The sequence below is a fragment of the Neopararhizobium haloflavum genome (assembly GCF_002750855.1).
Lineage (GTDB): Bacteria > Pseudomonadota > Alphaproteobacteria > Rhizobiales > Rhizobiaceae > Georhizobium > Georhizobium haloflavum.
Genome location: NZ_NWUC01000001.1, coordinates 12405 through 32393, shown reverse-complemented (window position 1 = coordinate 32393; position 19989 = coordinate 12405). Strand labels below are relative to the sequence as shown.

Here is a 19989-nt window from a genome sequence, read left to right as displayed (position 1 = left end):
CAGTTCCTTTCCGTTGTCAAAAATGGCGCCCGTAGGCAGCTTCGAAGTCGTCGTGGGTCAGTTCCGCGAGCGGCTCGAAATCGATCCACGCGGCGTCCGTCCCAAATCGGTCGCGGAAATTCACGAAGTTGCGGCGGGCCTGTTCGACGATCGATTTGCCGTCTTCGAGAAGAGGGTTGCCGGGCGACATCGCGCCGGACCAAACAAGCGGCGGGCCGTCACTCGCCCAGAAAATCCAGACGAAGGCGAAGCCATCGGCTTTGCGGAGTTCATCAAGCCACTCGGGATCAGGATCGCCTTCCACCATCCCGGCTCGGATGAAGCCGGCGAAGCGGGCGCGGCCTTCGAGATACTCAGCCGCCTGGACGCCGTAGCGGTAGGAGCGAATGTCGCGGATGCAGAGCGCCTTGAACGGAAGCGGCTTCTTTTGCGGATTGACCGACTTCAGGTCGACGATCGCTCGCGGCTTCAGGAAGTCGTAGCGCGCTTTGCAGCGCACCGGATGACCATCGACCTCGACGGTCCAGAAGGCGGAAACCTCGGGGTAGCCGTTATCGAGGGCGTTCGCGAGATCAGGGTGCGTCCTGATCATCTTCGCGGCCATTGACGCGCGATCATATTGCTCGCCAGGGAGAACCGCTTCCCCGCGCGGAGCGAGGATCGCCCGCTCCTTCGCCGTCAGCCGCTCAAGATCATCAGGTCGGCGGACAAAGCGCGCCCGGAAGGCATCGTTGCCTTCCAGGGCCGCGGCATGGACGGCCCGACCCATTGCCCGGGCCGCGCTATCCTTGTCGGTAGGGCGCGCAAGATTGAAGTGCGATCCGTACCAATACGCCTCCGGGGCGACGGCAAGCATCTTGTGATCGGAAGAGCCAAGCGCGGGGTCGGCGCGGTAGATTTCATCCGCAAGGCCGAAGTAGATGCCATCGGGGTGCTCGATCGTCCCGCGCATCAATCTTCGCCCCGCAAGCGCGCGATCTCGTCTTCTTTCTTGTCGGCTTCTGCCTCAAGGCTGCGAACATCTGGCGGCGGCGGATCGGCGCGTTCGGCTTCATCCGCTGCCGTCGGCGCGGCAGATGGGGCTCGTTCAATCAGTTTGATGTCGCAGAGCGCGGATGCGTCGCCCGGCAGCGGCCGTCCAAAATTGTCATAGCCTGGATCAATTCCCGGGAAACTGATCCATGCAACCCCGTCGTTTTGTGCGACGAATACGCCATCCCATCCAAAGCGAGACTTCTCGATGAGGCGAACCTTATCTCCGGGCTTAAGGTTCGGCCGGACCATCTTCAGCCTGTCCGGCGTCGGAGAGCCCGGGCTGTATTCGAGGAAGACGATATCGTCCTCGGGTCTCTGGTCGAATTTGACTGTCGCCTCGACCGCGACGACATCGCCCTTTTTGAAAAGCATCGAATTTTCCTTTCGCAATAGCTTCCCCGTTCCGGGGAGACGGGTTGTCTTCCGGTTGAAGAGCGGCCCGCTCCGGGGCCGCTGAAGGCTCTTAAAAATTCAGTCTGCGGGGCGTGCTTCCCGCGGCCCGTCGATCAGCGAAACTCGGGACAAGGTGATCATCGTCTCCTTGACCACGACCCTTTTGACCCCCCACCGCGGCATGAGAATTATCTTCTTCTGCACCCGCGATACGCGCTCAGGTCTGTACTCTTCGACTGGCTCGCTGATCATCTCCGTCTTGCCGCCCTAGATTGCTCCAAGGCATCGCTTGCCAGGAGCCTTACGGCCTTGTCGTCGAAGCCGGCGGCGCGAAGAACCGCTTGCGCATGGTCCTCGCTCACGGGGGCCGTTTCGATCAGTACTTCCGCCATCCTTTCTGTCAGCCGCTTTCGTTGGAATTCCGCAATTTCCGGTGTTGGATCAATGAATTCTGGCATCTATTCCTCGAAGGTCTCTTCCCTGGAATTGCCCAGCGTCTCGGCCGAGCGCTCACGCGTCGGTACAAAATCAAAAGCGGGCCGGGCTGGCTTCAGTACAGGGAGGCTTCCGCTCTCACCCGACCCGCTACGCGCGCCGCTCAAGCCGCGCGATCGAGAATTTTCCGTGCTTCGTTTTCGAAGGAGACGCGCTCGTCGGTGTGCGGAATGTCCCGCGCTACGGCGCTGATGCCCTGGGCAAAATCCCAAGCGGTCCTCGCCGGCCGACCCTCTTCCTTCTCGACCGTCTCCATGATCGCGGTCGCGCGGGATCGGCTGAATTTGCGCGAGGAAAGCCATTCGAGAGCTTCCTCATCGGATGCCGCGATCTTCGCCGCCTTGGCCTTCTCGACGCCTTCTCGAAGGCGTGTCGCCGATCCTTCGGCAAAGCCCGCGAGGGCGGGGCGCGCTTCTTCGACGAAGCGGCTCGGGGCATATTTTGAATGCCGCATCGAAATCTCTTCGAAGCCTTCGACGCCCCACATGAGGCGGTTGCAGCAAATCCCCCGGAGATAGAAGGCGGCAAGCTTCAGCGCGCCGGCTCCAACCTCGGAATTCGTGATGTAGAAGCCGCGGAAAATCAGGTCAGGGTCGCCGTTCGGCAGTTTGCCGACCTCTATCGGGTTGCGGTCGTCGACAAGGAAGATGAAGACATCGCGATCGCTGGCGTAGAGCGTCGTCGTGTCCTTCGTGACTGGATGCTCGGGGTCGTAGCGGCCGGTTTGCCAATCGAGGACACCCGGAACCTTCCATCGGAAATCGCCCGTCCCGTTTCCGGCTATCTGCTGGACCGCTTCAACAACCTCGCGGTCGAAGATGCGCCCATAGTCCGGCCCTGTAGCCGCGAGAAGCTCGTCGCCCGTCGAGTATGTCTTGATCCGCTCGACGCCGCGATTGTAGCGCAGGCCCCAGTTGACCGCATCGGCAACAATCTGCGTCGGAAGCTTCCGAAGGTAGCCGGCGGGCGCCTGCGCAAGCGAGGCGACCTGCCCGAAGCTCCAATGCGTCGGAGCGATCTCATTCCCGCCAGGAAGGCCGACGAAGAGCTTGTTCGTATCGTCCTTGGTCTTCGGGTCCGGGGCGAAGAATTCGACCTCCTTGTTCATGATCCGATGCTCTTCGGTGCGCTCGGCCCGGGCGGATACGGATGCGTGAAGGTCGGAAAGGGATAGGAAGCGCTGGTCTGCCGGTCTGGCAATCCACTGTTTTGACAGGTCGCTTCGCACTTCTCCCTTGTGGAAATTGCCGACCGCGTAAGAGGTCGGATTTTCGGGCGTAAGGGTGGATTGGGCGGCTACGGCGTTCATTCAATCAATCTCCAAATCTGACTAAAAAGCGTCACAAGTGGATTGATCCAACGATTTCCAACTAAATGCAACCCCCTCCGTTGGAAATTTTTAACCCTATTGTCGGACGCGCTTCTGCGCTTCCCGTCTACAGCCCGGATACCAGTATCTAGATATACCTACGTCTCATAAGATTGGGGGGAAGGGTTAGAACCCTTCCCCCCTTATAGAGATATAATAATAAATATCCGCGCACGCATGCGCGTAAGGGAATTGAAAATGTCAAGCGGCCTCAAGGTCTAAAAAAAGCTTCACCGCTCGCGTCACCACTGCGATTACCTCAACGCCCTCACCCAAGACGAGGGCCGGGTAATCGAGATCGTTATCCCCAGCCTTTGTTATAAGCTTAGTGTCAGTCGGGCCGACTAGAACGCGACGAAGCGAAATCTCTTCCTCGGGTGGATCGCCTCGCGTGGCCCGGGCCACAACCGTGATCCCGGTACGCAACGGGCCGATTGTATTTTCCCAATCTTCCCGAGCGATCGCGCCGACGATCATTCCGTCGGAAATCCCGTCCCCCGCCATCGACTGCCCTCGGACTTCGAATGCAAGATTTCTTAAGCCAGGAAATCTTGTGTCAGGTGGCATAGGAACATAGCTGTCTTCGCGGGTTTTTGGCTGAACTCGCCGCCAAGCCCCGGCTTCGCATATTCCGTATAGAGGAATTCGATCGCCTCTATCGCGTCTCGGCTCATTTTGTCTTCCGGTAAGGAATTCAATATCGCAGTCGAGCGCCTTGGCTAGTTTCGCAAGCTTGTCGTCGCGAACGTTTTTCTTTCTGCCAATAAGCAGATCGTTGATGTAGCCGCGCTCTAGGCCGGCAGATTTTGCGAGAGTGATTGGAGATTGTCCAAGGTCTTCCACTCGCGAGCGGATGCGAGCCTGAATAGTTCGATTGTCTTGCATTGTCCCTGTATCCATCTTTATCGGCCGCGTCTGCAGCGGCATTTGTCAATGTATCCCATTTTTCTGAAAACCGCTATTGACTTTTCCAACCCAAAAATAGGGTACAATCCAATCGATTTGCATCATCCGATTGGAGAAACGTATGGCCGATTTGCCTATTGAGCCGCAGTTGCGGCGCTGGCTTATCACACTTTTTGACCGTTTTGCGGAAGCGACGGGGCGCACGCCCGTTTCGATCGGCGTCAAAGTCTGCGGCGGAGACGGGTATTTTTATCGCGGCCTGATCGGCGGCGAGAAAACCTTCACGGCCTACGCATTCGACCGGACGATCGGCCGACTTTCCGACCAATGGCCGGAAGACACCCCCTGGCCTGAAGGAATTCCGCGTTTCTCTGAAAGCGATGTCCGCGAGCGAAAGCGCAAGCTGGCGTCGTAACCGCCTCTGATTTCCCGCCGATGACGGCAGATGCACTTCCCAAAATCCAACCATAGGAGCGCCGATATGGCGAAGCGAGCAAAGATGGATGCCGCGTCCTCGCAGGAAGCGAAGGGTGGCGTCAAAGCCGATGATCTGAAGCGGGTCGTTGGAGAAATCCTGCGCCACAAGGAGGCGGCTTCCGAGAGCAACGGGCTGGCGGGCCAGCATGCGAAGAATTCGATCGAGCGATACAACCTTGATCGCAAAGCCCTGTCTATCATCACCGGGCTCAAGAAGTCCGATGAAAGCAAGCGACAAGCGACGCTGCGCTGCCTGATCGAATACTCCGGCAAGATGGGCTTCTTCGACCAGCAAGACGCCTTCTCCGACGTGATCGAGGTCATGCGCGACATCGTCACCAAGGCTGATAAGCGCGAGACAGACCCGCCCAAGTCCAAAGGCGATGATGTCGTCTCTTCGATGATCAACTGATCACTTTTCGGCTGCGCCCAGGCGCGGCCGGCTCCCCCAATTTTATAGAGAGAAGCCCCGATGATTGTTTTGTCCGTAATGACCGTGATCCCGAGCCACACCGGCTTTGTTTGGTGGCCGGTCGAGTTTGATTGCGAGGATATCGACGAAGTCTTCGAAGAACTCGATGGGGCCGGATGCATCAAGGGATTGAAGTATGAAGGCGAGCGCCGCAACAGCCGGACGCTTCACGTGACGCGCAAGGTTCCGATGATCCTCGGCGTCAACAGCTTCATCTCGATCACCCCTCTTCATCAGACGCTTCTCGACGCAACTGATCCGCATCGCGAGCCGGTACTCATCGAGAGCGCCGCCTGATGCAAGATCGTGGCTGGAAAGGATCAATCCTCGCCCTCGACATCGCCAGCAATTGCGGGTGGGCCGAGGGTGAGCCGGGCGAAGAGCCGCGCTTCGGCTCGGTTCGCCTCGCCCCGGATGGCTCGTCGCAAGCAGCCATCTTCGGCGGGATGATCCAATTCCTGGGGTCGCGCCTCCAAGCCTTCCGGCCACGGACGATTGTATTCGAGGCGCCCGAGCTTTTCCGTCTGCGATCGGGCAAGGCGACCCGGCACACGATCGAAGTTCTCTTCGGGCTCCCCGCCGTCATGCAGGGCGTGGCCTACCGCATGGGCGTCCACGACCTTCAGGAAGCCACGTCCAACGATGTGCGCGGCTTCTTCATCGGGAAGCGCAACCTCAAGCGCGCAGAAGCGAAGCGGGAAGTCGTCGCCGCATGCCGGCGGCGCGGATGGGACGTCAAAAATGATGACGAAGCGGACGCGCTTGCTCTGTGGAGCTTCATGTCCGCGGTCAAGGTGCCTGAGCTGCGTCTGCAGACGCCGAAGGCGCCGCTATTCAAGGAGAACGGCGAATGAAACTCTGCAAGCAATGCAAATTCTTTCGGCCGCGCGCGACCTCGATCCCAGGCGATCCGCCGATCGTCCACGGCCTGATCCGGCAGACGGTCCGCACGGAGGACACCGACATTCGCGATCGCTGCGAGGTCATGGGCGAGATTAACGATTTCGAGCGAAGCCCGCTGACGGGCGAGCCGATGCTCATCGACTTCTCGATCGACGCCCTGGCGATGCGGCTTATCGGTCCCTGCGGGCCGAGCGGCCGGCTATTCAAAGGGGAAGGCCAATGACGCTTTATGACGGGATGCGCATAGCGGCGACTGTCATCCTCGTCCTCTTTGCCTGGAGTGATCACCGTCGAGGCATGCGGGATGCGGATGATCGCCTCTACGGCAAAGCGGCGTATCACATGGCGCATGGCGCTCTGATGATGGCCTTCGCGATCTTCGTGAGCGCGCCGCTATGACCGCCCCAGAAGGCCTGAACGATCATCAAATCGAGATCGCCGCAGTCATGTGGCGCAAGGGCAAATCAACTGCCGAGATCGCCGAGCGGCTCTCCCTCCATGAAAGCGTGATCGCCCGCAATACCTGGGCGATCCGCGACCGCGCACACGAGACAAGGATCGCCGGCCGCTGAAACGCGGGGGCGAAGAAGCAAGATGCGGATACCCGATATTCGAAATCGCCTGATCGAGAAGGCTGCACAGCACAACGATCGCGAGCTTGCGGTGCTTGCCGAGCATCTTCGCAGGCGCAAGCCGGAGAAGCGCGCGCCGAACTCGAGCCAGCCGATGACGCCAGAACTCAAGGTACTGATCCAGGCTTACAGCTTGGCCCACTCCAAAGCCTCCTACGAAGAGATTGCGCGGAAGTTCAACGTCAATATCGGGCGCGTCTCCGAAGCCCTCCGCGGCATCCGGTCCTAACTCCCGGCCCCCTCGTGGGGCCGGTTCTCTTTTCAGTCAGACACAAGAAGGATTTTGAACCATGGCGGGATCGCTGAACCGCGTGCAGCTTATCGGAAACCTCGGGCAAGACCCCGAAATGCGGCAGTCGAATAATGGACCGATCGCGAATTTGAGCATCGCCACTTCGGAAAGCTGGCGCGACAAGAATACGGGCGATCGCCGCGAGAAGGTCGAGTGGCACCGGGTCGTCTGTTTCAACGAAGGGCTCTGCAAGGTCATCGAGCAGTATCTCAAGAAGGGCTCGAAGGTCTTTATCGAAGGGCAGCTTCAGACCCGCAAGTGGCAGGACCAAGGCGGCAATGATCGCTACTCGACCGAGATCGTCCTGAAGGCGTTCAACGGCACCATGATCATGCTTGGAGAGAGCGGCGGCAGCGGCGGCGGCGGTCGAAGCCGCGACGACGACGATGATCAAGGAAGTCGCAGGAACGACCGCAGCGGTTACGGCCAGCAGGAAATGGACGACGAAATCCCGTTCTGACCGGAGGATCGCTGATGTCGGCCCAAAACACCGAGCGCGACGAAGATGCGCCAGATCCCGGTATCAACAAAGCGCCCGAGGATAACGAGGACTTCAAGCCCTCGAAGCCGATCGGCCTTTCGGAGATGTCGGACCTGATCCTTGGAGAAGGTCTTCGGCGGCGCTTCACAACCCGGGCCATAGAGCGGGAGTTCGGCAACCCGCCAAGCGAGAAGCAGCTTCGCGAGATCGAGGTCTTGCTCGCCTGTAGCAAATTCCTGGACCGGCTCGCGCCGGTCCTTCCCGAGATCAAGAAGCTACTGACCCAAAAGCCAAAAAAGAAAGACTGATTGATGTCCGCGTCGGGCGAGGACTTAGGCAAATACATGATGGCGGTCGCATCCGAGTTGTGGGGCGATCCGCGCAAAGGCGGCACGAATTCGGAGCAAAGGTTCGGGGAAGGCCGAACGGTCAATCCGACCAAGGGGACGTGGTTTGATCACTCGGCCGACGAGGGCGGCGGCGTCATCGCCCTGATCGAACGGGAGACGGGGCGCAAGGGGAAGGAAGCCGTCGACTGGCTTCGCGGCCATGGCTTCCACGTCGAAGACAATCGCCCCCCGCAAGCCCTGAGCAACCGCGATGCAAAGCCGGCTGGCCGCAAGAAGGAGCACCCGGCCGACGGCGCGAAGAAGGAGCTTGTGAAGTCGTGGGATTACACCGACGAGAACGGGGCGGTCCTTTACCAGACGCTTCGCTACCAATTCAAAAAGCCGGATGGGACGTGGCGCCTGGGTGAAGACGGCAAGCCTGAGAAGACTTATATGCAGCGCCGCAAGGCGCAGGATGGCGAAGACAGCCGCGACGGCTGGGTCTACAGCCTCAAGGGGGCGCGGATGGTCCCCTACCGCCTCCCTGATCTTCTCGAAGCGCTCTCGGGTGGCTATCGCGTTTTCCTCGTCGAGGGGGAGAAGACGGCCGACGCTCTGAATGATCTCGGCGTGCCGGCGACGTGCAACCCGATGGGCGCGAAGAAGTGGTGGGATGATCTGACGCCGCACTTCGATGGTGCCGATCTTGTCATCCTGCCGGACAATGATGACCCTGGCCGCGAGCATGCGGCGCTTGTCGCTTCAAAGCTCAAGGGCACGGCCGAGAAGATCGGCGTCCTTGAACTCCCTGACCTCAAGCCGAAAGGCGACGCCTTCGATTGGATCGAAGCCGGGGGGACGATCGAGCAGCTTTATGAGCTTGCAGCCGCGGCGAAGCCGCCGGCCTTGCCAGAGTTTAAGTCAAGCTTCGGGGCCGTATGGTTTCACGAGGTCGGAAAGCACAAGCCGCAGCGCGACTGGCTGGTCAAGAACCTGATCCTCGCGAATTCCTTCGGGATCATCTACGGCCCGCCGGGGTGCGGGAAATCGTTCCTGACCTCCGACATGATGCTTTCATGCGCAGCCTCGGCGCTTCCCGGCCGTAACCGGCCCGACTGGTTCGGATACCGCGGGCGCCCCTTTGGCGTGATTTACGTCGTCGCAGAGGGCCGCGAAGACTTCGAGATCAGGCTCCACGCTTGGCGGGCGGAGCATGGCATCGAGGATGACCAGATCATCCCCTTCGTCTTCCTGCCGACAGCGATCGACATGCGTTCAAGCGATGCCGACACGAAGCGTCTGGCGGAAGAGATCGCCGGCATATCGGCCGTGATGGAAGAACGGTGCGGCGTCCGCGCCGAGGTCGTTGTCATCGATACCGTTGCCCGCGCCCTGGCCGGCGGCAATGAGAACGCCTCGGAAGTCATGGGTGCCTTCGTCATCAACTGCGGCAAGCTTCAGGAGATGACCAAGGTCGCGTGCATCGGCGTCCACCACGGGGGCAAGGAAGCCGGCCGCGGGCCGCGCGGCCACGAAGCACTGCACGGCGCCGCCGACTTCGAAATCGAGGTCTCAGGCGCCACGCCGGATACGCCGAACCTCTGGAGCGTGCGAAAGCTGAAGGCTGGCCCCGGTGGCGCCACGCATCGCTTCCGGCTCCGACAGAAGACGCTCGGGGAAGATGTCGACGGCGACCCGATTACCTCATGCGTGGTCGTCAGCCAGCAGGCAACCGAAGAAGCGGCAGGCGAAGAGAAGCCCAAGGGCTGGAAGGTCAATGATACCGAGCGGGAGTTCCTGACCGTCCTGGCGGACATGATCGAGAAGCGGGGCGTGATGCCCCCTTCAGACGTTCTTGTGCCGCCAAAGGTCGCTCTCATCGTTGCGTCGGAAGATGTCCGAACCGCTTACAAGGAGAAGTTCTCGGGAACCGAGACGGGGACCGACGAACAGATAGAGGCGCGCCTACGGCAGCGCTGGTCGCGCGCGACGAAGAGCTTGCTGAAATTCGGCATCATCGGATCGAAGAAGCCATGGCTCTGGTTCACCGGCAAGCAGGTCCGCAACTTCCGCATCCGCGGCATCAACGAAATCGAGAACAGCTACGTCGAGCCGCCACCGGCCGAAGCGGATGATCTGCCGCCTGAGGATGATGTTCTCGATCTCCTTCAGTCGTGACGCGGAAATATCGGGAAAATTCATGGAAGATTGGGAAAGTGACATGAATAATTATCAGCGTGACAATCGCGGTGTCACGCATCGCGGCCTTGAGGATGTCTGGACGCCAAAGGCCGTCGGCGAAGAGTTGGTCGAGGCGGTGCGATGGGCGCGTGCTGCCGCCGGGCCTGTCGGCCCCTCGACCCGGATCAACAGTTTTCCCGATCTCCTGATTACCGCCGCCGAGCGCGATCTTGAGGGATGGCCGGATATCGACGAGCTTGATGCTCCCGTCCGCCGCCGGGCTTACAGCCCGGCCCGTGTCAGCCAATTCGAGCGCATCTTGTGGTGGCCGGCGCAGTATCTCCGCGAGCAGCCGGGACCGGCGCGCGTCCTGCACGTCTGGATCAGATGCAAGATCACGAAGAAGGCGAAGTTTGATGCTGCCTGCGACCATCTCGGTTGGCCGCGGGCGACTGCCTACCGCGCGCGGGACAAGGCGCTTTCAACGATCGCCCAGGGCTTGGCAGGAAACGAAATTGCGCGGGGGCAACATTGAGCCGGCACGTCTTCATCAAACGCGCTGGCGCTTCGACGCTATGCGTCCGCGCCTATAGCAAGCGCCCGCGCATCATGGCTGCGGCAAGGGGGATGCGGCGGCAAGGCTTCCCGATCATTGTGATCAGGATCGCCTTGCGCCTTAGTCCTGAGCGGTTAGCGCCCACGATGGGCGCCGCAGCTTTATTCCGCTTCTGATTTTTCGCGGACGACGATCTCAAGCCCGCAGGCTTCAGCCATCTCTTCCACCGCCGCGATCGAGGGAAGGTTCTTCCCGTAGCGCCACCGCATGATCAGGTCATATCCGCGACTTGTCGCCTGCTGGATATCGACCATTCGAATATCCTTTGCGTCGGCCGCGTTGAATATTTGACGCACAGTTGGGCTTGTGGATCGGGTCTTCTTAGGAATGCTCCCGGATCGCTTGGCAGGGCGGCTCCTGGCCGCCTCTTGACGCTTTTTTCGCTCAAGAGCCGCCCTTATCGCATCCGGCTCCCACACGGCCTTGCTGCGCTTCTTTTGCGGGTGCGGGGCGATCCCCGCAAGCTCGCCCATTGTTCGCCAGCGCGAAAGGAGTTTTTGCGGCACGCCGATAAGCTCGGCGACCTTGCCGATCGGCATAGGTGGAAGTTCGTCATTCTTCATTCTTTTTCCGCTCGTATCGGTAGATAGCAAGCCGCGCTTCGTCCGCGGCTCGGATCGTGTCGGTAGAAGTAAGGCCACCATTACCGCCCTTCCCGCGAATACCGTTCACGTCGTAGTCGACTGCAGCGATGAGCTTCTTCGCTGCCTTCAGAAGCTCTTCCGCTTGTGTCTGATCCACTTCGCTCACCGCCCATCCCCCTCTGTGCTGAGGGCTGATCGGATCACGCGAAGATCGCCCCATGTGATTTTGACGGGGCTTTTGATTTTGCCGTCAGTTAAGCAGGCTTGGTTGTCTGGAGCAAAAAGCGACGCCAGTTCATTGTCAGTCATGCCGTCGGCTTTTCCTTCGCCGGGGTTGGCGCGGAGATATTCCGCCGCGTATGCATCGACACTCTCGATCAGCCGCACAATCGGCGTCAACGCCTCCCGCAGCCTGTTGATCTCGGCTTCGGCGGCGGTGGCCTGTCTGGTCGTGTCCGCCAGGACGTTGCATGTCACATCGTGTGCGCGCTCTAGCTCGTCCCGCTCGGCTTCGGCGCGCTTGGCACGGGAAAGAGCTTGCCGATACAATTTTGCTTGCGTTTCCCGCTCCGCTTGCAGGCGGGCGACTGTGGCGGCGGAATAGAGGGGTTCATAGCTGACAGCAGGTGTTTCGGGGTGCTCGGCGACCTTCTTGGCGTTGCCTTCAATTTCGTAGACTGCCGTCTTGAAGAGAGGGTCACCCCTCTTGCCTACGGTTCGCCAAGCAACCGGATCATCCGTCACCGGGTCGGGCATGGCGGCTTCCAGTATCGCTCGCGCCGTTTCAATCCGATCCTCTTGGCTAAAGGTCGATCCGCCGCCGATAAGAGCGGCGCAACGCTCCAGCATTTCGTCAGTTATCCGCATCGGTCTTGCCTCCATATTTCTGTTGGTGAGCGAGGGCGGCGTCCATGTCTTTTTTGAACCCGGCCGACCAACTTGAATTTGGCATGACGCCTTGTTTGCGGACCACGAAGATGGCCAGTTCGGCGGCGCGCATGGAAGCCCGCAGCGCCCGCTCGGCGCTTTCCAGCCGGTCGATAGCGTTGGCACCGCGAACAACCGCAATGGCATGTCGTATCTTGAAGTTGCCGACTAGATCACCTTGGTCGTCATATACGTTGGCATAATTCGCCTCGCCTTCCGGCCCGTAGTTGATGGAATAGCGCCACGCGCCCTTATCCGTCTTATCCGTCATGATGATGTTCCTTCGGTAAATGATTGGCCTCGCCCTACCCGGAGCCGGGCGATTTCATCGGCCGCGCGGCGTGGTGAAAGGAGAACCTTGTCGATCGGCCATTCATTGCTGACGGCATCGATCTCCATGATTGATCTCTTGAGGTAATTGGCCTGATCGAGCGTTTCTTCGTAGGCGTGCTGCAGCCATTCCCGCAGGCAAAGGTCTTCGCGATCGAGCGTCTTTCCGTACTTCTCAATCCCCGTCTGTGATCGGGCAAGAAGGTCGGCGCGCACGGCCTCGACGACGCTATCCATGCTTTTCATCAGCTATTCTCCCTTCCGGGCCTGATTGCCCGTCTATCGGCCGGTGTGGGCGGATAGGCTGGCAATCCTTGGAAAAGGGGATGGAAAGGAGGGGCGCCTTTAGCGCGCCCCGATCAGTTCCCGGTGCCAGGACATTACGCGGCCGACGCAGGGATCGCCGGGGGCGACCTGTTCAAGAAGGACGGCGTAGTCCTGAAGCTTGCGGAGGCGCTCGGTGTTGCTGCGCGTCTTCCTGATCGTCATCGCGAGGAACGTCATGTGGCTGTTGTCGCGATGGCCGCAGCATCCCCCAGGCGGGACATGCGGGCGCTCAGGCGCAGCGGGATCGGAAAGGAAGGCGCTGAGCGTGTCGTAGATGGTGATCGCTTCAGCTTCCATCAGACCCGCGCCTCAAGCTCGATCTTACGGTCAAGGTCGCCAAGCGCGCCGGCAAGCTGGACGCCCGCCAGAAGCAGCGCCACGACGGCCACCACAAAAACGATCGCCCGGGTCGTTGCCGTAAAGAGTTCGGAGTGATCCTTCGCGAGCGATATGCGCTCCTGAAGCACTGGGCAGGATTGAAGCCGGAAGCCGTTCGGGCAGTCGCACTTCGGCCAGTTTGGGCAGTCTTTCATCGGAATTCCCCTTTCGCCAAGCATTCGGGAAACCCGCCCTCCGGGCGGGAAACCGGAAGGCTCCTAAATCGCCTTGATGTTGGCCGGGTGGACGGCCTCATCCCAGCCGCTCGGCTTGCTGTCCCAATGAACCATGGCGTAATCGCCAGCCCGACCAACGACGGTTCCGGTTGCCGGAATGAATGCGTCTTCGCGAACGCAAGTGCCGACGCCGCGCTTGAAGAATTTGCGGCGGGCCAGGGTGTCGGCGACCTCAGCGTTGAGAGGGGCAACGCGAGCGCCTCTTTGGAAGCAATGGGCGGAAGTGATGCGGTCTTCGGCGGTCTTCATTCGGGTATCTCCATCGGTCGTTCTCTATCGACGTTGGAGATTTACAATCAATCGTAGGATTTGACAACGCATCGGTTGGAAATTGTCGGAAATATTCGGTAATTGTGGCGGCTTAGATGAGCGGCACAAGATATAGGTCAATCATTTGAGTGGGTTCCCAAGGCCCCGCAGCGAATTTTTTTGCATCGTGTCACACCGTTGATCTTCCTCGATTTTTGCGATCCCTCCATACGTCAATGGCGAATGATGCGAAAAAATCCGCTTGACGAATGAGACAAAATGGCTGCTTTCTTCGCGTCATCAGGCTCGATCCGTGCACATACAAAGCCCGCTCATTGATTGGATAGCGGCGGGAACAAGCAGCGGGCTTTACAATCTCATTGCAATCAAGACACCGAACGAGGCGGACGCGGCCCAAGCCGCGCGCCGCCGGTAAGGTCGGTACGGCGCCAGATAAAGAGACGGTGCAGCGATGGCTAAGAACCCGCTTGTCGTCATCGAGACGCGCGATGAAGTCCTTGAGCGATATGGCAACATGCTCGGCGCTCTCGGCGAACGAGAGGCGCACAAGGCGCTTGCCCGGGCAGTCAATCGCGTAACCAATACCGTTCACAGCCGCGTCGTCCGCGCAGTTGCGAAGCAAACCAGCCTTACAGCCGGTCGCGTCCGCAAGGAGATCAAGAAGCGGCAAGTCCGGCCAGGAGGCATGGGCGCGCTGGAAGGCGTGATCTGGGCGACAGGTCGCCCGCTGCCCCTCAAGGAATTCCGGCCGAAGCAATTCTCCTGGGGCGTTCGCGCCAAGGTGTGGGGGCAGACGCAGCGCTTCCCCGGCGCCTTCATCTACGCCGGCACGTATCGATCCGGCATCTACGTCGGGAATGGCCACGTCTTCACGAACACGCGCGGGCCGAACACAAGGTCAGGCCGCAATAACGCGGTCGAGATGATGTTCGGTCCTTCGATCCCTGAAGAGATGGTCCGCGGCGAAAGCCGGCGGACCTTCGAGCAGACGGTAGCGACGATGCTGCCGCAGCGCGTCTTCCACGAGATCAGCCGCGCGCTCAAGTTCTGATCGGCAAGCGCCTCAAAAGCGGGAGCGAAAATTAACATGGGCATCCCATCCGCACCGCCGCCGCTGCTTCCCGAAGACCCCGAGCTTCGGAAGAAGGCGCAGGACGCAATGAAGCGCCAGCGTGACTTTCAAAGTCGTGGTGGAGTTGACCAGCCAGGAGGATTTGGCGGGCTGATGTCCTTCCTCCTGCTCGCCGCCTTGTCGAGCGAGGAATAGCCTGCACATCCGCAGCCCTATCATCTCCCTCAAGGGGGGAAGGGAAAACACCATAGGGGGAAGAGCCCCGAAGGGGCGGGGCGAAGCCCCGGCCCCACCTTCCATCCAACAAGAAGGGTGGCCTATGGACCCGACGATCATCATCGGCTTCAGCGTCCTCTTCGCAATCATCGCCGCATTCATCATCGGCATCACCCTCATCACCATCCGCCATCCCGACGCCTTCCTCCCCTTCCCGTCGCAGCCACCACGCCGACCCCGTGCGACCCCGCACCCCTCGGCCTCGCGAAAGAATATTGCGCACCCCCCGGGTTAGGTACCTTTCGCGCCCCCCGAATGGCGCGGAGCCGCTGCCCCCCGAAATTCGCGTATTTATAAGAAAATGAAATCGCCTGTTTGTTTTGTATAGCTTGCGGTTATAGGACGCCGAAAATGCCGAAGAACGCCGCCGATACCGCCTTCGATGGGCGGCTTGTTCCGATTGCCGACTTGACGCCGAACCCGCGCAATGCCCGGACCCACCCCGAAGACCAGATTGAGCAGATCGCTGGGGCGATGCGGGAGTTCGGCTTCACAAATCCGATCCTTGCCGACATCGACGATGGCGGCGTGATCATAGCCGGCCACGGCCGGCGCTTGGCTGCGATGAAGCTGCTCGAAGCAGGCGATCCGATCCGGCTCCCGTCGGGGCGGAACCTCCCGGCGGGCTTCGTCCCGGTCATCGACTGCAGCAACTGGTCGGAAGAGCAGCGCCGCGCCTACACGCTCGCCGATAACCGGCTTGCGGAAACGAGCGAATGGGACGACGAGCTTCTCAAGCTGGAACTGACGTTCTTGAGCGAGGCAGAATTCGACCTGGGCCTGACCGGCTTCGATACGAAGTCACTCGATCGCCTGCTTAAGTTTGGCGGAAATGCTGGCGAAGCCGACCCCGAGGAAACGCCAGAAGCCCCGGAGGCGCCGGTAAGCCTTCCCGGCGATATTTGGCTGCTCGGCAATCACCGGATCATCTGCGGTGACAGCACGGATGCCGAAACGGTCGCAGCACTGCTTGGCGGAGAGAAACCGCACCTAATGGTGACGGACCCGCCATACGGCGTCGAATACGATGCCGCCTTCCGAAATGGCATCTTGCGTGAGAATGGCACAGTCGTTGGTGCGCGAGCAGTCGGGAAGGTTCTAAACGACGACCGCGCCGACTGGCGCGAGGCGTGGGCACTTTTCCCCGGAGAGGTTGCTTACGTCTGGCACGCCGGCATCCACGCGGCGACGGTTTCCGAAAGCCTGAATGCGGCCGACTTCGCCATCCGATCGCAGATCATTTGGGCGAAACAGCAGTTCGCTATCGGTCGCGGCGACTATCACTGGCAGCATGAGCCTTGCTGGTATGCGGTTCGGAAGGGTGGAAAGGGTCACTATCACGGCGGTCGCAAGCAATCGACGCTGTGGGAAATCCCGAAGCCGTCCCGATCGGAAACCGGGCACTCAACGCAGAAGCCTGTCGAGTGCATGAAACGTCCGATCGAGAACAATTCCGAGCCGGGCGACGCCGTTTACGAGCCGTTCAGCGGCTCGGGGACGACGATCATCGCGGCGGAAATGAGCGGCCGGCGCTGCTTCGCCATCGAGTTGAACCCGGCTTACGTCGACGTTGCAATCAAGCGATGGGAAGCGTTCACCGGGGAAGAGGCGACCCACGCTGAAACGGGGCAGACCTTCGCCGAGATCAGTGCCGAGCGCACGAAGGAAGCGGCGTGAAACAAAGTCGGGCGATGTCGCTTTTCGAAGCGGCGACGAACGTCTTGGTCGGCTATTGGCTGGCGGTCGCGACGCAGCTTGTCATCTTTCCGTGGTTCGGATTGCCAGCGCGGCTTTCGGACAGCATGGCGATGGGGGCGATCTTCACGATCGTTTCGCTGGCTCGCGGCTATGTCCTGCGCCGGATATTCGAAAGCCGCCGGGGTTGACCGGCGGCTTCTCAGATCGGGGATACTCTGACTGTCAGGAGGACGTTCCGAAGTACCGGGAGGCGCGCCCGTCTTTCTCCGTTCGAAGGGAAAGCTTGCTTGCCCGGGCGATGGCCGGGACGGAAACCGCCGGCCAGCCGGTCGCTTCAAGGATTTCCTTCGAGGTCGCCCCTTCGGGGCGCATCAGGAGGCCTGCGGCGATCTCGCGCTTGGTCGGGCCGGTGCGCTCGCGGGGCTTGCGGGCCGGCTTCGACGCCGCGCCCGCCTGGAAGACCCGGCGGAAAAGATCACGCATGAAAACGTGGCTGCGCTCATCCCCGCCGATGAATTCGCGCAGGGCCTGTTCGATCGCCCCATCTTCGCCACCGGTGGCGACAGGCTTTGGCTTGAGTGAGGCCTGAGCGTCTTCAAAGTTCATGGCGAGGATGTTGTCAGGATTGGAAATACCCGCCTCTGCGGCGGCGCTGCGGAAGCGCGCAACGGCCGCTTCCCGATTGGCTGATCGCTTGAAGCCGCCGCCCGTAAGCTCTGCGGTCAGCATCGAGATTTCCTTGCCGGTGAGTTCTGCCTTCGTCATCGATCAATCTCCCTTTTCGGTGATGAACACATAGCTCTGGCGTTGGAAACAGCAACTCGAAAATGATGTGTGGTTGGAAAAAGGTGGAAGCCTATGGCGCCGAAGCAGGAAGCCGATAAGGCAGGCACAATTCCAATCGCCCAGGCCGCGCGCCTACTGATGATCAGCGAAGAGCGCGTCCGCCAACTCTGCAAAATGGACTACATCCCGCGCATTGCGCGCGGGAAGGTGACGCTCGTCGGCGCCGTGCAAGGCTACATCCGCTTCCTCAAGGACGAAGAGCGCCGGTCGTCGAAATCGGCGACAGCGACGCGGATGCAGGACGCCAAGGCGACCGAAATCGACCTTCGGATCAGGGAGCGCCTTCGCCAATTGGTCCCGATTGAGGACGCCCAGGCGGCATTCGATATCGTTCTCGGCAAGGTCCGCGAAGAATTCGACGGCATGCCGGCCCGGACGACGCGCGACATGGAATTGCGCCGCAAGCTGGAAGCCGAAGTAAATGACAGCCTCAAGCGCATCGCGAAAGCCATCGCAGCATCTGCCGAATTTTTTGAGAAGGGCGGAGAGCTTCCTTCAACCGGAAGCCCTGACGACACCTGATCAATGGGGTGCGAACAACCGCACGTATCCGAAGACGGCCGGCGTTCCCGGCGATCGTGACCCGATGCTTACGCCCTATGGCGTCCACTTCGCTCGCGCGGCCCACTCGGGCCGCTATGCGCTTTCCGTGGCGATGATGTCGGCACAGTCCGGCAAGACTGACAACATTCTTGACCTGATCGGCGCGCGCCTGTCGCAGCGGCCGGTTCCGATCCTCTACGTCGGCCCGTCGAAAGAGTTCAACACCGACCAGTTTGAGCCCCGACTTATGGGCCTGCTCGATGAGGCCGAGACGCTTAAGGCGAAGGTCGCGCGCGGCAAGCGCATGAAGAAGACGAAAAAGATCGTCGCGGGCGTTCCCATCCGGCTTGCGCATGCGGGTTCTTCGACGGCGCTGAAGTCCGATCCGGCGGGGATGGCGATCGTGGACGAATACGATGAGATGCTCGCCAACATTCGAGGCCAGGGCGATCCGCTCGGCCTTGTCCTGGCGCGTGGTGATACCTACGCGGACTTCGTGACCGTCGTCACTTCGACACCGGGCCGCGGGATCGTAGAAACCGAGACCGACCCCGTATCGGGGCTCGAGTTTTGGAAGACCGGAAGCGCCGAAGAAATCGAAAGCCCCATCTGGCGGCTTTGGCAGCAAGGGACGCGGCATCATTGGGCGTGGCCCTGCCCGCACTGCGGCGAGTTCTTCGTCCCGCGCCTGAAGCACTTGAAGTGGCCGAAGGGTGCGACGCCCGTTCAAGCGAAGCGTTCGGCCTATCTGCAATGCCCGCAGGGCTGCGCGGACCCGATCGAAGAGCACCATAAGGCCGAAATGAATGCGAAGGGCGTGATGATCGCGCCCGGCCAGACCATCGAGGACGCATTCGCAGATCGGAACGTGCCAGAGAACAGCACGTATTCGACGTGGAATTCCGGCCTCTGCTCGCCTTTCGTGACGTGGGGCGATCGCGCCGAACGATATCTGAACGCCGTCCTTTCGGGCGAGCCGGACAAGATACAGACGGCGGTCAACGCCGGCTTCGGCGAGCTTTACGCCGAGGGTGGGGGCGATCTGCCGGAATGGCAGACGCTCTTGCGAGAGAACGTCCGCCCCTACCCGGCGCGATCCGCGCCGCGCGAGGTTATTCGTGTTGCGATGGGCGTCGATGTGGGCAAGCGCACGCTCTACTACGTCATCCGCGGCTTCGGCTCGCGGGGGACATCGTTCCTTCTCGACTACGGCATCCTGCACGGAATGACCGACGACGACGTGGTGTGGGGCGATCTCGCCAACATCATGCTCGCGCCGATCGCTGGGCTGCACATTGAGAAGGTCATGATCGACAGTGGCTTCCGTCCGAACAAGACGGATGCCGGGTCGGAACACAAAGTCTACGAGTTCTGTCGGCGTTATTCGTTTCTTTGCCTTCCAACCAAGGGGCGGGACACGTTGAACGGCCGGCCTTACTCGGTCGCCAAAATCGAGGTCAAACCGGACGGCTCGAAGCGCCCTTATTCGATCAATCTTGTCCATGTGAACACCGATTTCTTCAAGGGGTTGGTGCACTCGCGGATCAAGACACCGATCGAGCAAAGCGGGGCGTTCTTCCTGCACCAAGGCGCCGACGAGGAATATGCGCGGCAAGTCTTGTCGGAAGTGCGCGTCGTCGAGCCGGGCTCGCCGAAGCCGAAGTGGGTCAAGCAGCGCAAAGACAATCACTTCTTCGACTGTGAAGCCCTTGTGGCGGTGGCTGGCTATTCGCTCAACGTTCAGACGATCCCCGAAGGGGTCGTTCGCTCGTGGGGTGATGAAGAAGAGAGCAGCCCTACGCCCTCCCCGGCCGAAGATGTACCGGACGATGATGACGACGATCCGATGCCGCCGGCTCCAAAGACTGTCGATCTCCGCAACCGCTTCCGAAATCTCGGGGCGCGCATGAGGTAATGCCCG

Annotated in this window: 32 protein-coding genes; 19 read left to right on the top strand and 13 right to left on the bottom strand. The window is 60.6% G+C overall.

Annotated features, from left to right (window positions below; all coding sequences use genetic code 11):
* Positions 1-16 precede the first annotated feature (16 nt).
* From CN673_RS00230 to CN673_RS00210, 4 genes are all read right to left on the bottom strand, one after another.
* Positions 17-952: a PD-(D/E)XK nuclease-like domain-containing protein gene (locus CN673_RS00230; protein ID WP_099863814.1), complete on the bottom strand. Its 936-nt coding sequence runs from the start codon at positions 950-952 to the stop codon at positions 17-19.
* On the bottom strand, positions 952-1407 hold the full coding sequence (locus CN673_RS00225; protein WP_099863812.1) for a cupredoxin domain-containing protein: 456 nt from the start codon (positions 1405-1407) through the stop codon (positions 952-954). Before CN673_RS00225 ends, CN673_RS00230 begins: the two co-directional genes overlap by 1 nt.
* Positions 1408-2026: 619 nt before the next feature.
* On the bottom strand, positions 2027-3232 hold the full coding sequence (locus CN673_RS00215) for a DUF932 domain-containing protein (protein ID WP_114149031.1): 1206 nt from the start codon (positions 3230-3232) through the stop codon (positions 2027-2029).
* 261 nt (positions 3233-3493) lie between these two features.
* Positions 3494-4219 (bottom strand): LexA family protein, encoded by a 726-nt coding sequence (locus CN673_RS00210; RefSeq protein ID WP_245409716.1) that lies wholly within the window; start codon positions 4217-4219, stop codon positions 3494-3496.
* Between the two features lie 100 nt (positions 4220-4319).
* Between CN673_RS00210 and CN673_RS00205 the strand changes: the two genes are divergently transcribed.
* The 12 genes from CN673_RS00205 (at position 4320) to CN673_RS00155 (ending at position 10500) form a co-directional block, all read left to right on the top strand.
* Entirely contained in the window at positions 4320-4613 is a 294-nt protein-coding gene (locus CN673_RS00205; protein WP_099863807.1) for a hypothetical protein, read from the top strand.
* 66 nt (positions 4614-4679) lie between these two features.
* Positions 4680-5087 (top strand): hypothetical protein, encoded by a 408-nt coding sequence (locus tag CN673_RS00200; protein ID WP_099863805.1) that lies wholly within the window; start codon positions 4680-4682, stop codon positions 5085-5087.
* 60 nt (positions 5088-5147) lie between these two features.
* Positions 5148-5444 carry a hypothetical protein gene (locus tag CN673_RS00195; protein WP_157928734.1) on the top strand — a complete coding sequence of 99 codons (297 nt, stop codon included), beginning with the start codon at positions 5148-5150 and terminating at the stop codon, positions 5442-5444.
* The gene (locus CN673_RS00190) at positions 5444-6001 is read left to right on the top strand and encodes a hypothetical protein (protein ID WP_099863801.1); all 558 of its coding nucleotides are present in this window, start codon (positions 5444-5446) and stop codon (positions 5999-6001) included. The genes CN673_RS00195 and CN673_RS00190 overlap by 1 nt, the downstream gene beginning before the upstream one ends.
* Positions 5998-6273, top strand: coding sequence for a hypothetical protein (locus tag CN673_RS00185; RefSeq protein WP_099863798.1), 276 nt, complete (start codon positions 5998-6000; stop codon positions 6271-6273). Before CN673_RS00190 ends, CN673_RS00185 begins: the two co-directional genes overlap by 4 nt.
* The gene (locus CN673_RS00180) at positions 6270-6449 is read left to right on the top strand and encodes a hypothetical protein (RefSeq protein WP_099863796.1); all 180 of its coding nucleotides are present in this window, start codon (positions 6270-6272) and stop codon (positions 6447-6449) included. Before CN673_RS00185 ends, CN673_RS00180 begins: the two co-directional genes overlap by 4 nt.
* Positions 6446-6622, top strand: a complete 177-nt coding sequence (locus CN673_RS20750; RefSeq protein ID WP_157928733.1) for a hypothetical protein — start codon at positions 6446-6448, stop codon at positions 6620-6622. The genes CN673_RS00180 and CN673_RS20750 overlap by 4 nt, the downstream gene beginning before the upstream one ends.
* A 22-nt stretch (positions 6623-6644) precedes the next feature.
* Entirely contained in the window at positions 6645-6911 is a 267-nt protein-coding gene (locus tag CN673_RS00175) for a hypothetical protein (RefSeq protein ID WP_099863794.1), read from the top strand.
* Positions 6912-6972: 61 nt separating this feature from the next.
* Complete coding sequence (gene ssb, locus CN673_RS00170; protein ID WP_099863792.1) at positions 6973-7434, top strand: single-stranded DNA-binding protein; 462 nt, start codon at positions 6973-6975, stop codon at positions 7432-7434.
* Between the two features lie 14 nt (positions 7435-7448).
* Positions 7449-7763 (top strand): hypothetical protein, encoded by a 315-nt coding sequence (locus CN673_RS00165; protein ID WP_099863790.1) that lies wholly within the window; start codon positions 7449-7451, stop codon positions 7761-7763.
* Between the two features lie 3 nt (positions 7764-7766).
* Positions 7767-9962 carry an AAA family ATPase gene (locus CN673_RS00160; RefSeq protein ID WP_099863788.1) on the top strand — a complete coding sequence of 732 codons (2196 nt, stop codon included), beginning with the start codon at positions 7767-7769 and terminating at the stop codon, positions 9960-9962.
* A 43-nt stretch (positions 9963-10005) separates the two neighbouring features.
* Positions 10006-10500, top strand: coding sequence for a hypothetical protein (locus tag CN673_RS00155; protein ID WP_099864950.1), 495 nt, complete (start codon positions 10006-10008; stop codon positions 10498-10500).
* A gap of 182 nt (positions 10501-10682) precedes the next feature.
* Here CN673_RS00155 and CN673_RS00150 read toward each other — a convergent pair whose 3' ends face one another.
* The 8 genes from CN673_RS00150 to CN673_RS00120 form a co-directional block, all read right to left on the bottom strand.
* Complete coding sequence (locus CN673_RS00150) at positions 10683-11120, bottom strand: hypothetical protein (RefSeq protein ID WP_099863786.1); 438 nt, start codon at positions 11118-11120, stop codon at positions 10683-10685.
* A 13-nt stretch (positions 11121-11133) separates the two neighbouring features.
* Entirely contained in the window at positions 11134-11331 is a 198-nt protein-coding gene (locus CN673_RS00145; RefSeq protein ID WP_099863784.1) for a hypothetical protein, read from the bottom strand.
* Entirely contained in the window at positions 11328-12032 is a 705-nt protein-coding gene (locus CN673_RS00140; RefSeq protein WP_157928732.1) for a hypothetical protein, read from the bottom strand. Before CN673_RS00140 ends, CN673_RS00145 begins: the two co-directional genes overlap by 4 nt.
* Complete coding sequence (locus CN673_RS00135; RefSeq protein ID WP_099863775.1) at positions 12019-12363, bottom strand: hypothetical protein; 345 nt, start codon at positions 12361-12363, stop codon at positions 12019-12021. Before CN673_RS00135 ends, CN673_RS00140 begins: the two co-directional genes overlap by 14 nt.
* A complete protein-coding gene (locus tag CN673_RS21025) occupies positions 12360-12668 on the bottom strand; it encodes a hypothetical protein (RefSeq protein WP_198585844.1) in 309 nt (102 codons plus the stop codon). Before CN673_RS21025 ends, CN673_RS00135 begins: the two co-directional genes overlap by 4 nt.
* Before the next feature lie 99 nt (positions 12669-12767).
* The gene (locus tag CN673_RS00125; RefSeq protein WP_099863772.1) at positions 12768-13046 is read right to left on the bottom strand and encodes a hypothetical protein; all 279 of its coding nucleotides are present in this window, start codon (positions 13044-13046) and stop codon (positions 12768-12770) included.
* Complete coding sequence (locus CN673_RS20745) at positions 13046-13282, bottom strand: hypothetical protein (protein ID WP_157928731.1); 237 nt, start codon at positions 13280-13282, stop codon at positions 13046-13048. Before CN673_RS20745 ends, CN673_RS00125 begins: the two co-directional genes overlap by 1 nt.
* Before the next feature lie 63 nt (positions 13283-13345).
* Positions 13346-13612 carry a hypothetical protein gene (locus CN673_RS00120; protein WP_099863769.1) on the bottom strand — a complete coding sequence of 89 codons (267 nt, stop codon included), beginning with the start codon at positions 13610-13612 and terminating at the stop codon, positions 13346-13348.
* Positions 13613-14084: 472 nt separating this feature from the next.
* Between CN673_RS00120 and CN673_RS00115 the strand changes: the two genes are divergently transcribed.
* The 5 genes from CN673_RS00115 (at position 14085) to CN673_RS00100 (ending at position 16867) form a co-directional block, all read left to right on the top strand.
* Entirely contained in the window at positions 14085-14684 is a 600-nt protein-coding gene (locus CN673_RS00115; protein WP_099863766.1) for a hypothetical protein, read from the top strand.
* A gap of 36 nt (positions 14685-14720) precedes the next feature.
* Positions 14721-14900 carry a hypothetical protein gene (locus tag CN673_RS20740; protein ID WP_157928730.1) on the top strand — a complete coding sequence of 60 codons (180 nt, stop codon included), beginning with the start codon at positions 14721-14723 and terminating at the stop codon, positions 14898-14900.
* 124 nt (positions 14901-15024) lie between these two features.
* Positions 15025-15216, top strand: a complete 192-nt coding sequence (locus CN673_RS20735; protein WP_157928729.1) for a hypothetical protein — start codon at positions 15025-15027, stop codon at positions 15214-15216.
* A gap of 116 nt (positions 15217-15332) precedes the next feature.
* Positions 15333-16658: a site-specific DNA-methyltransferase gene (locus CN673_RS00105; RefSeq protein ID WP_099863760.1), complete on the top strand. Its 1326-nt coding sequence runs from the start codon at positions 15333-15335 to the stop codon at positions 16656-16658.
* Positions 16655-16867 carry a DUF7220 family protein gene (locus CN673_RS00100; protein ID WP_099863757.1) on the top strand — a complete coding sequence of 71 codons (213 nt, stop codon included), beginning with the start codon at positions 16655-16657 and terminating at the stop codon, positions 16865-16867. Before CN673_RS00105 ends, CN673_RS00100 begins: the two co-directional genes overlap by 4 nt.
* Before the next feature lie 34 nt (positions 16868-16901).
* On the opposite strand, the gene CN673_RS00095 is transcribed toward CN673_RS00100, so the two are convergent.
* On the bottom strand, positions 16902-17444 hold the full coding sequence (locus CN673_RS00095; protein ID WP_099863752.1) for a DUF3489 domain-containing protein: 543 nt from the start codon (positions 17442-17444) through the stop codon (positions 16902-16904).
* Between the two features lie 93 nt (positions 17445-17537).
* Here CN673_RS00095 and CN673_RS00090 point away from each other — a divergent pair, with 93 nt between their 5' ends.
* Positions 17538-18047, top strand: a complete 510-nt coding sequence (locus CN673_RS00090; RefSeq protein ID WP_099863747.1) for a hypothetical protein — start codon at positions 17538-17540, stop codon at positions 18045-18047.
* Positions 17947-19983 (top strand): terminase gpA endonuclease subunit, encoded by a 2037-nt coding sequence (locus tag CN673_RS00085; RefSeq protein WP_099863742.1) that lies wholly within the window; start codon positions 17947-17949, stop codon positions 19981-19983. The genes CN673_RS00090 and CN673_RS00085 overlap by 101 nt, the downstream gene beginning before the upstream one ends.
* Positions 19984-19989: the final 6 nt, after the last annotated feature.

What these genes read in the sequence shown, in the direction of transcription:
- CN673_RS00230 (WP_099863814.1), bottom strand. Translation starts at nt 952, where the DNA reads ATGCGCGGGACGATCGAGCACCCCGATGGCATCTACTTCGGCCTTGCG.
- CN673_RS00225 (WP_099863812.1), bottom strand. Translation starts at nt 1,407, where the DNA reads ATGCTTTTCAAAAAGGGCGATGTCGTCGCGGTCGAGGCGACAGTCAAA.
- CN673_RS00215 (WP_114149031.1), bottom strand. Translation starts at nt 3,232, where the DNA reads ATGAACGCCGTAGCCGCCCAATCCACCCTTACGCCCGAAAATCCGACC.
- CN673_RS00210 (WP_245409716.1), bottom strand. Translation starts at nt 4,219, where the DNA reads ATGCCGCTGCAGACGCGGCCGATAAAGATGGATACAGGGACAATGCAA.
- CN673_RS00205 (WP_099863807.1), top strand. Translation starts at nt 4,320, where the DNA reads ATGGCCGATTTGCCTATTGAGCCGCAGTTGCGGCGCTGGCTTATCACA.
- CN673_RS00200 (WP_099863805.1), top strand. Translation starts at nt 4,680, where the DNA reads ATGGCGAAGCGAGCAAAGATGGATGCCGCGTCCTCGCAGGAAGCGAAG.
- CN673_RS00195 (WP_157928734.1), top strand. Translation starts at nt 5,148, where the DNA reads ATGATTGTTTTGTCCGTAATGACCGTGATCCCGAGCCACACCGGCTTT.
- CN673_RS00190 (WP_099863801.1), top strand. Translation starts at nt 5,444, where the DNA reads ATGCAAGATCGTGGCTGGAAAGGATCAATCCTCGCCCTCGACATCGCC.
- CN673_RS00185 (WP_099863798.1), top strand. Translation starts at nt 5,998, where the DNA reads ATGAAACTCTGCAAGCAATGCAAATTCTTTCGGCCGCGCGCGACCTCG.
- CN673_RS00180 (WP_099863796.1), top strand. Translation starts at nt 6,270, where the DNA reads ATGACGCTTTATGACGGGATGCGCATAGCGGCGACTGTCATCCTCGTC.
- CN673_RS20750 (WP_157928733.1), top strand. Translation starts at nt 6,446, where the DNA reads ATGACCGCCCCAGAAGGCCTGAACGATCATCAAATCGAGATCGCCGCA.
- CN673_RS00175 (WP_099863794.1), top strand. Translation starts at nt 6,645, where the DNA reads ATGCGGATACCCGATATTCGAAATCGCCTGATCGAGAAGGCTGCACAG.
- ssb (WP_099863792.1), top strand. Translation starts at nt 6,973, where the DNA reads ATGGCGGGATCGCTGAACCGCGTGCAGCTTATCGGAAACCTCGGGCAA.
- CN673_RS00165 (WP_099863790.1), top strand. Translation starts at nt 7,449, where the DNA reads ATGTCGGCCCAAAACACCGAGCGCGACGAAGATGCGCCAGATCCCGGT.
- CN673_RS00160 (WP_099863788.1), top strand. Translation starts at nt 7,767, where the DNA reads ATGTCCGCGTCGGGCGAGGACTTAGGCAAATACATGATGGCGGTCGCA.
- CN673_RS00155 (WP_099864950.1), top strand. Translation starts at nt 10,006, where the DNA reads ATGAATAATTATCAGCGTGACAATCGCGGTGTCACGCATCGCGGCCTT.
- CN673_RS00150 (WP_099863786.1), bottom strand. Translation starts at nt 11,120, where the DNA reads ATGCCGATCGGCAAGGTCGCCGAGCTTATCGGCGTGCCGCAAAAACTC.
- CN673_RS00140 (WP_157928732.1), bottom strand. Translation starts at nt 12,032, where the DNA reads ATGCGGATAACTGACGAAATGCTGGAGCGTTGCGCCGCTCTTATCGGC.
- CN673_RS00135 (WP_099863775.1), bottom strand. Translation starts at nt 12,363, where the DNA reads ATGACGGATAAGACGGATAAGGGCGCGTGGCGCTATTCCATCAACTAC.
- CN673_RS21025 (WP_198585844.1), bottom strand. Translation starts at nt 12,668, where the DNA reads ATGAAAAGCATGGATAGCGTCGTCGAGGCCGTGCGCGCCGACCTTCTT.
- CN673_RS00125 (WP_099863772.1), bottom strand. Translation starts at nt 13,046, where the DNA reads ATGGAAGCTGAAGCGATCACCATCTACGACACGCTCAGCGCCTTCCTT.
- CN673_RS20745 (WP_157928731.1), bottom strand. Translation starts at nt 13,282, where the DNA reads ATGAAAGACTGCCCAAACTGGCCGAAGTGCGACTGCCCGAACGGCTTC.
- CN673_RS00120 (WP_099863769.1), bottom strand. Translation starts at nt 13,612, where the DNA reads ATGAAGACCGCCGAAGACCGCATCACTTCCGCCCATTGCTTCCAAAGA.
- CN673_RS00115 (WP_099863766.1), top strand. Translation starts at nt 14,085, where the DNA reads ATGGCTAAGAACCCGCTTGTCGTCATCGAGACGCGCGATGAAGTCCTT.
- CN673_RS20740 (WP_157928730.1), top strand. Translation starts at nt 14,721, where the DNA reads ATGGGCATCCCATCCGCACCGCCGCCGCTGCTTCCCGAAGACCCCGAG.
- CN673_RS20735 (WP_157928729.1), top strand. Translation starts at nt 15,025, where the DNA reads ATGGACCCGACGATCATCATCGGCTTCAGCGTCCTCTTCGCAATCATC.
- CN673_RS00105 (WP_099863760.1), top strand. Translation starts at nt 15,333, where the DNA reads ATGCCGAAGAACGCCGCCGATACCGCCTTCGATGGGCGGCTTGTTCCG.
- CN673_RS00095 (WP_099863752.1), bottom strand. Translation starts at nt 17,444, where the DNA reads ATGACGAAGGCAGAACTCACCGGCAAGGAAATCTCGATGCTGACCGCA.
- CN673_RS00090 (WP_099863747.1), top strand. Translation starts at nt 17,538, where the DNA reads ATGGCGCCGAAGCAGGAAGCCGATAAGGCAGGCACAATTCCAATCGCC.
- CN673_RS00085 (WP_099863742.1), top strand. Translation starts at nt 17,947, where the DNA reads ATGACAGCCTCAAGCGCATCGCGAAAGCCATCGCAGCATCTGCCGAAT.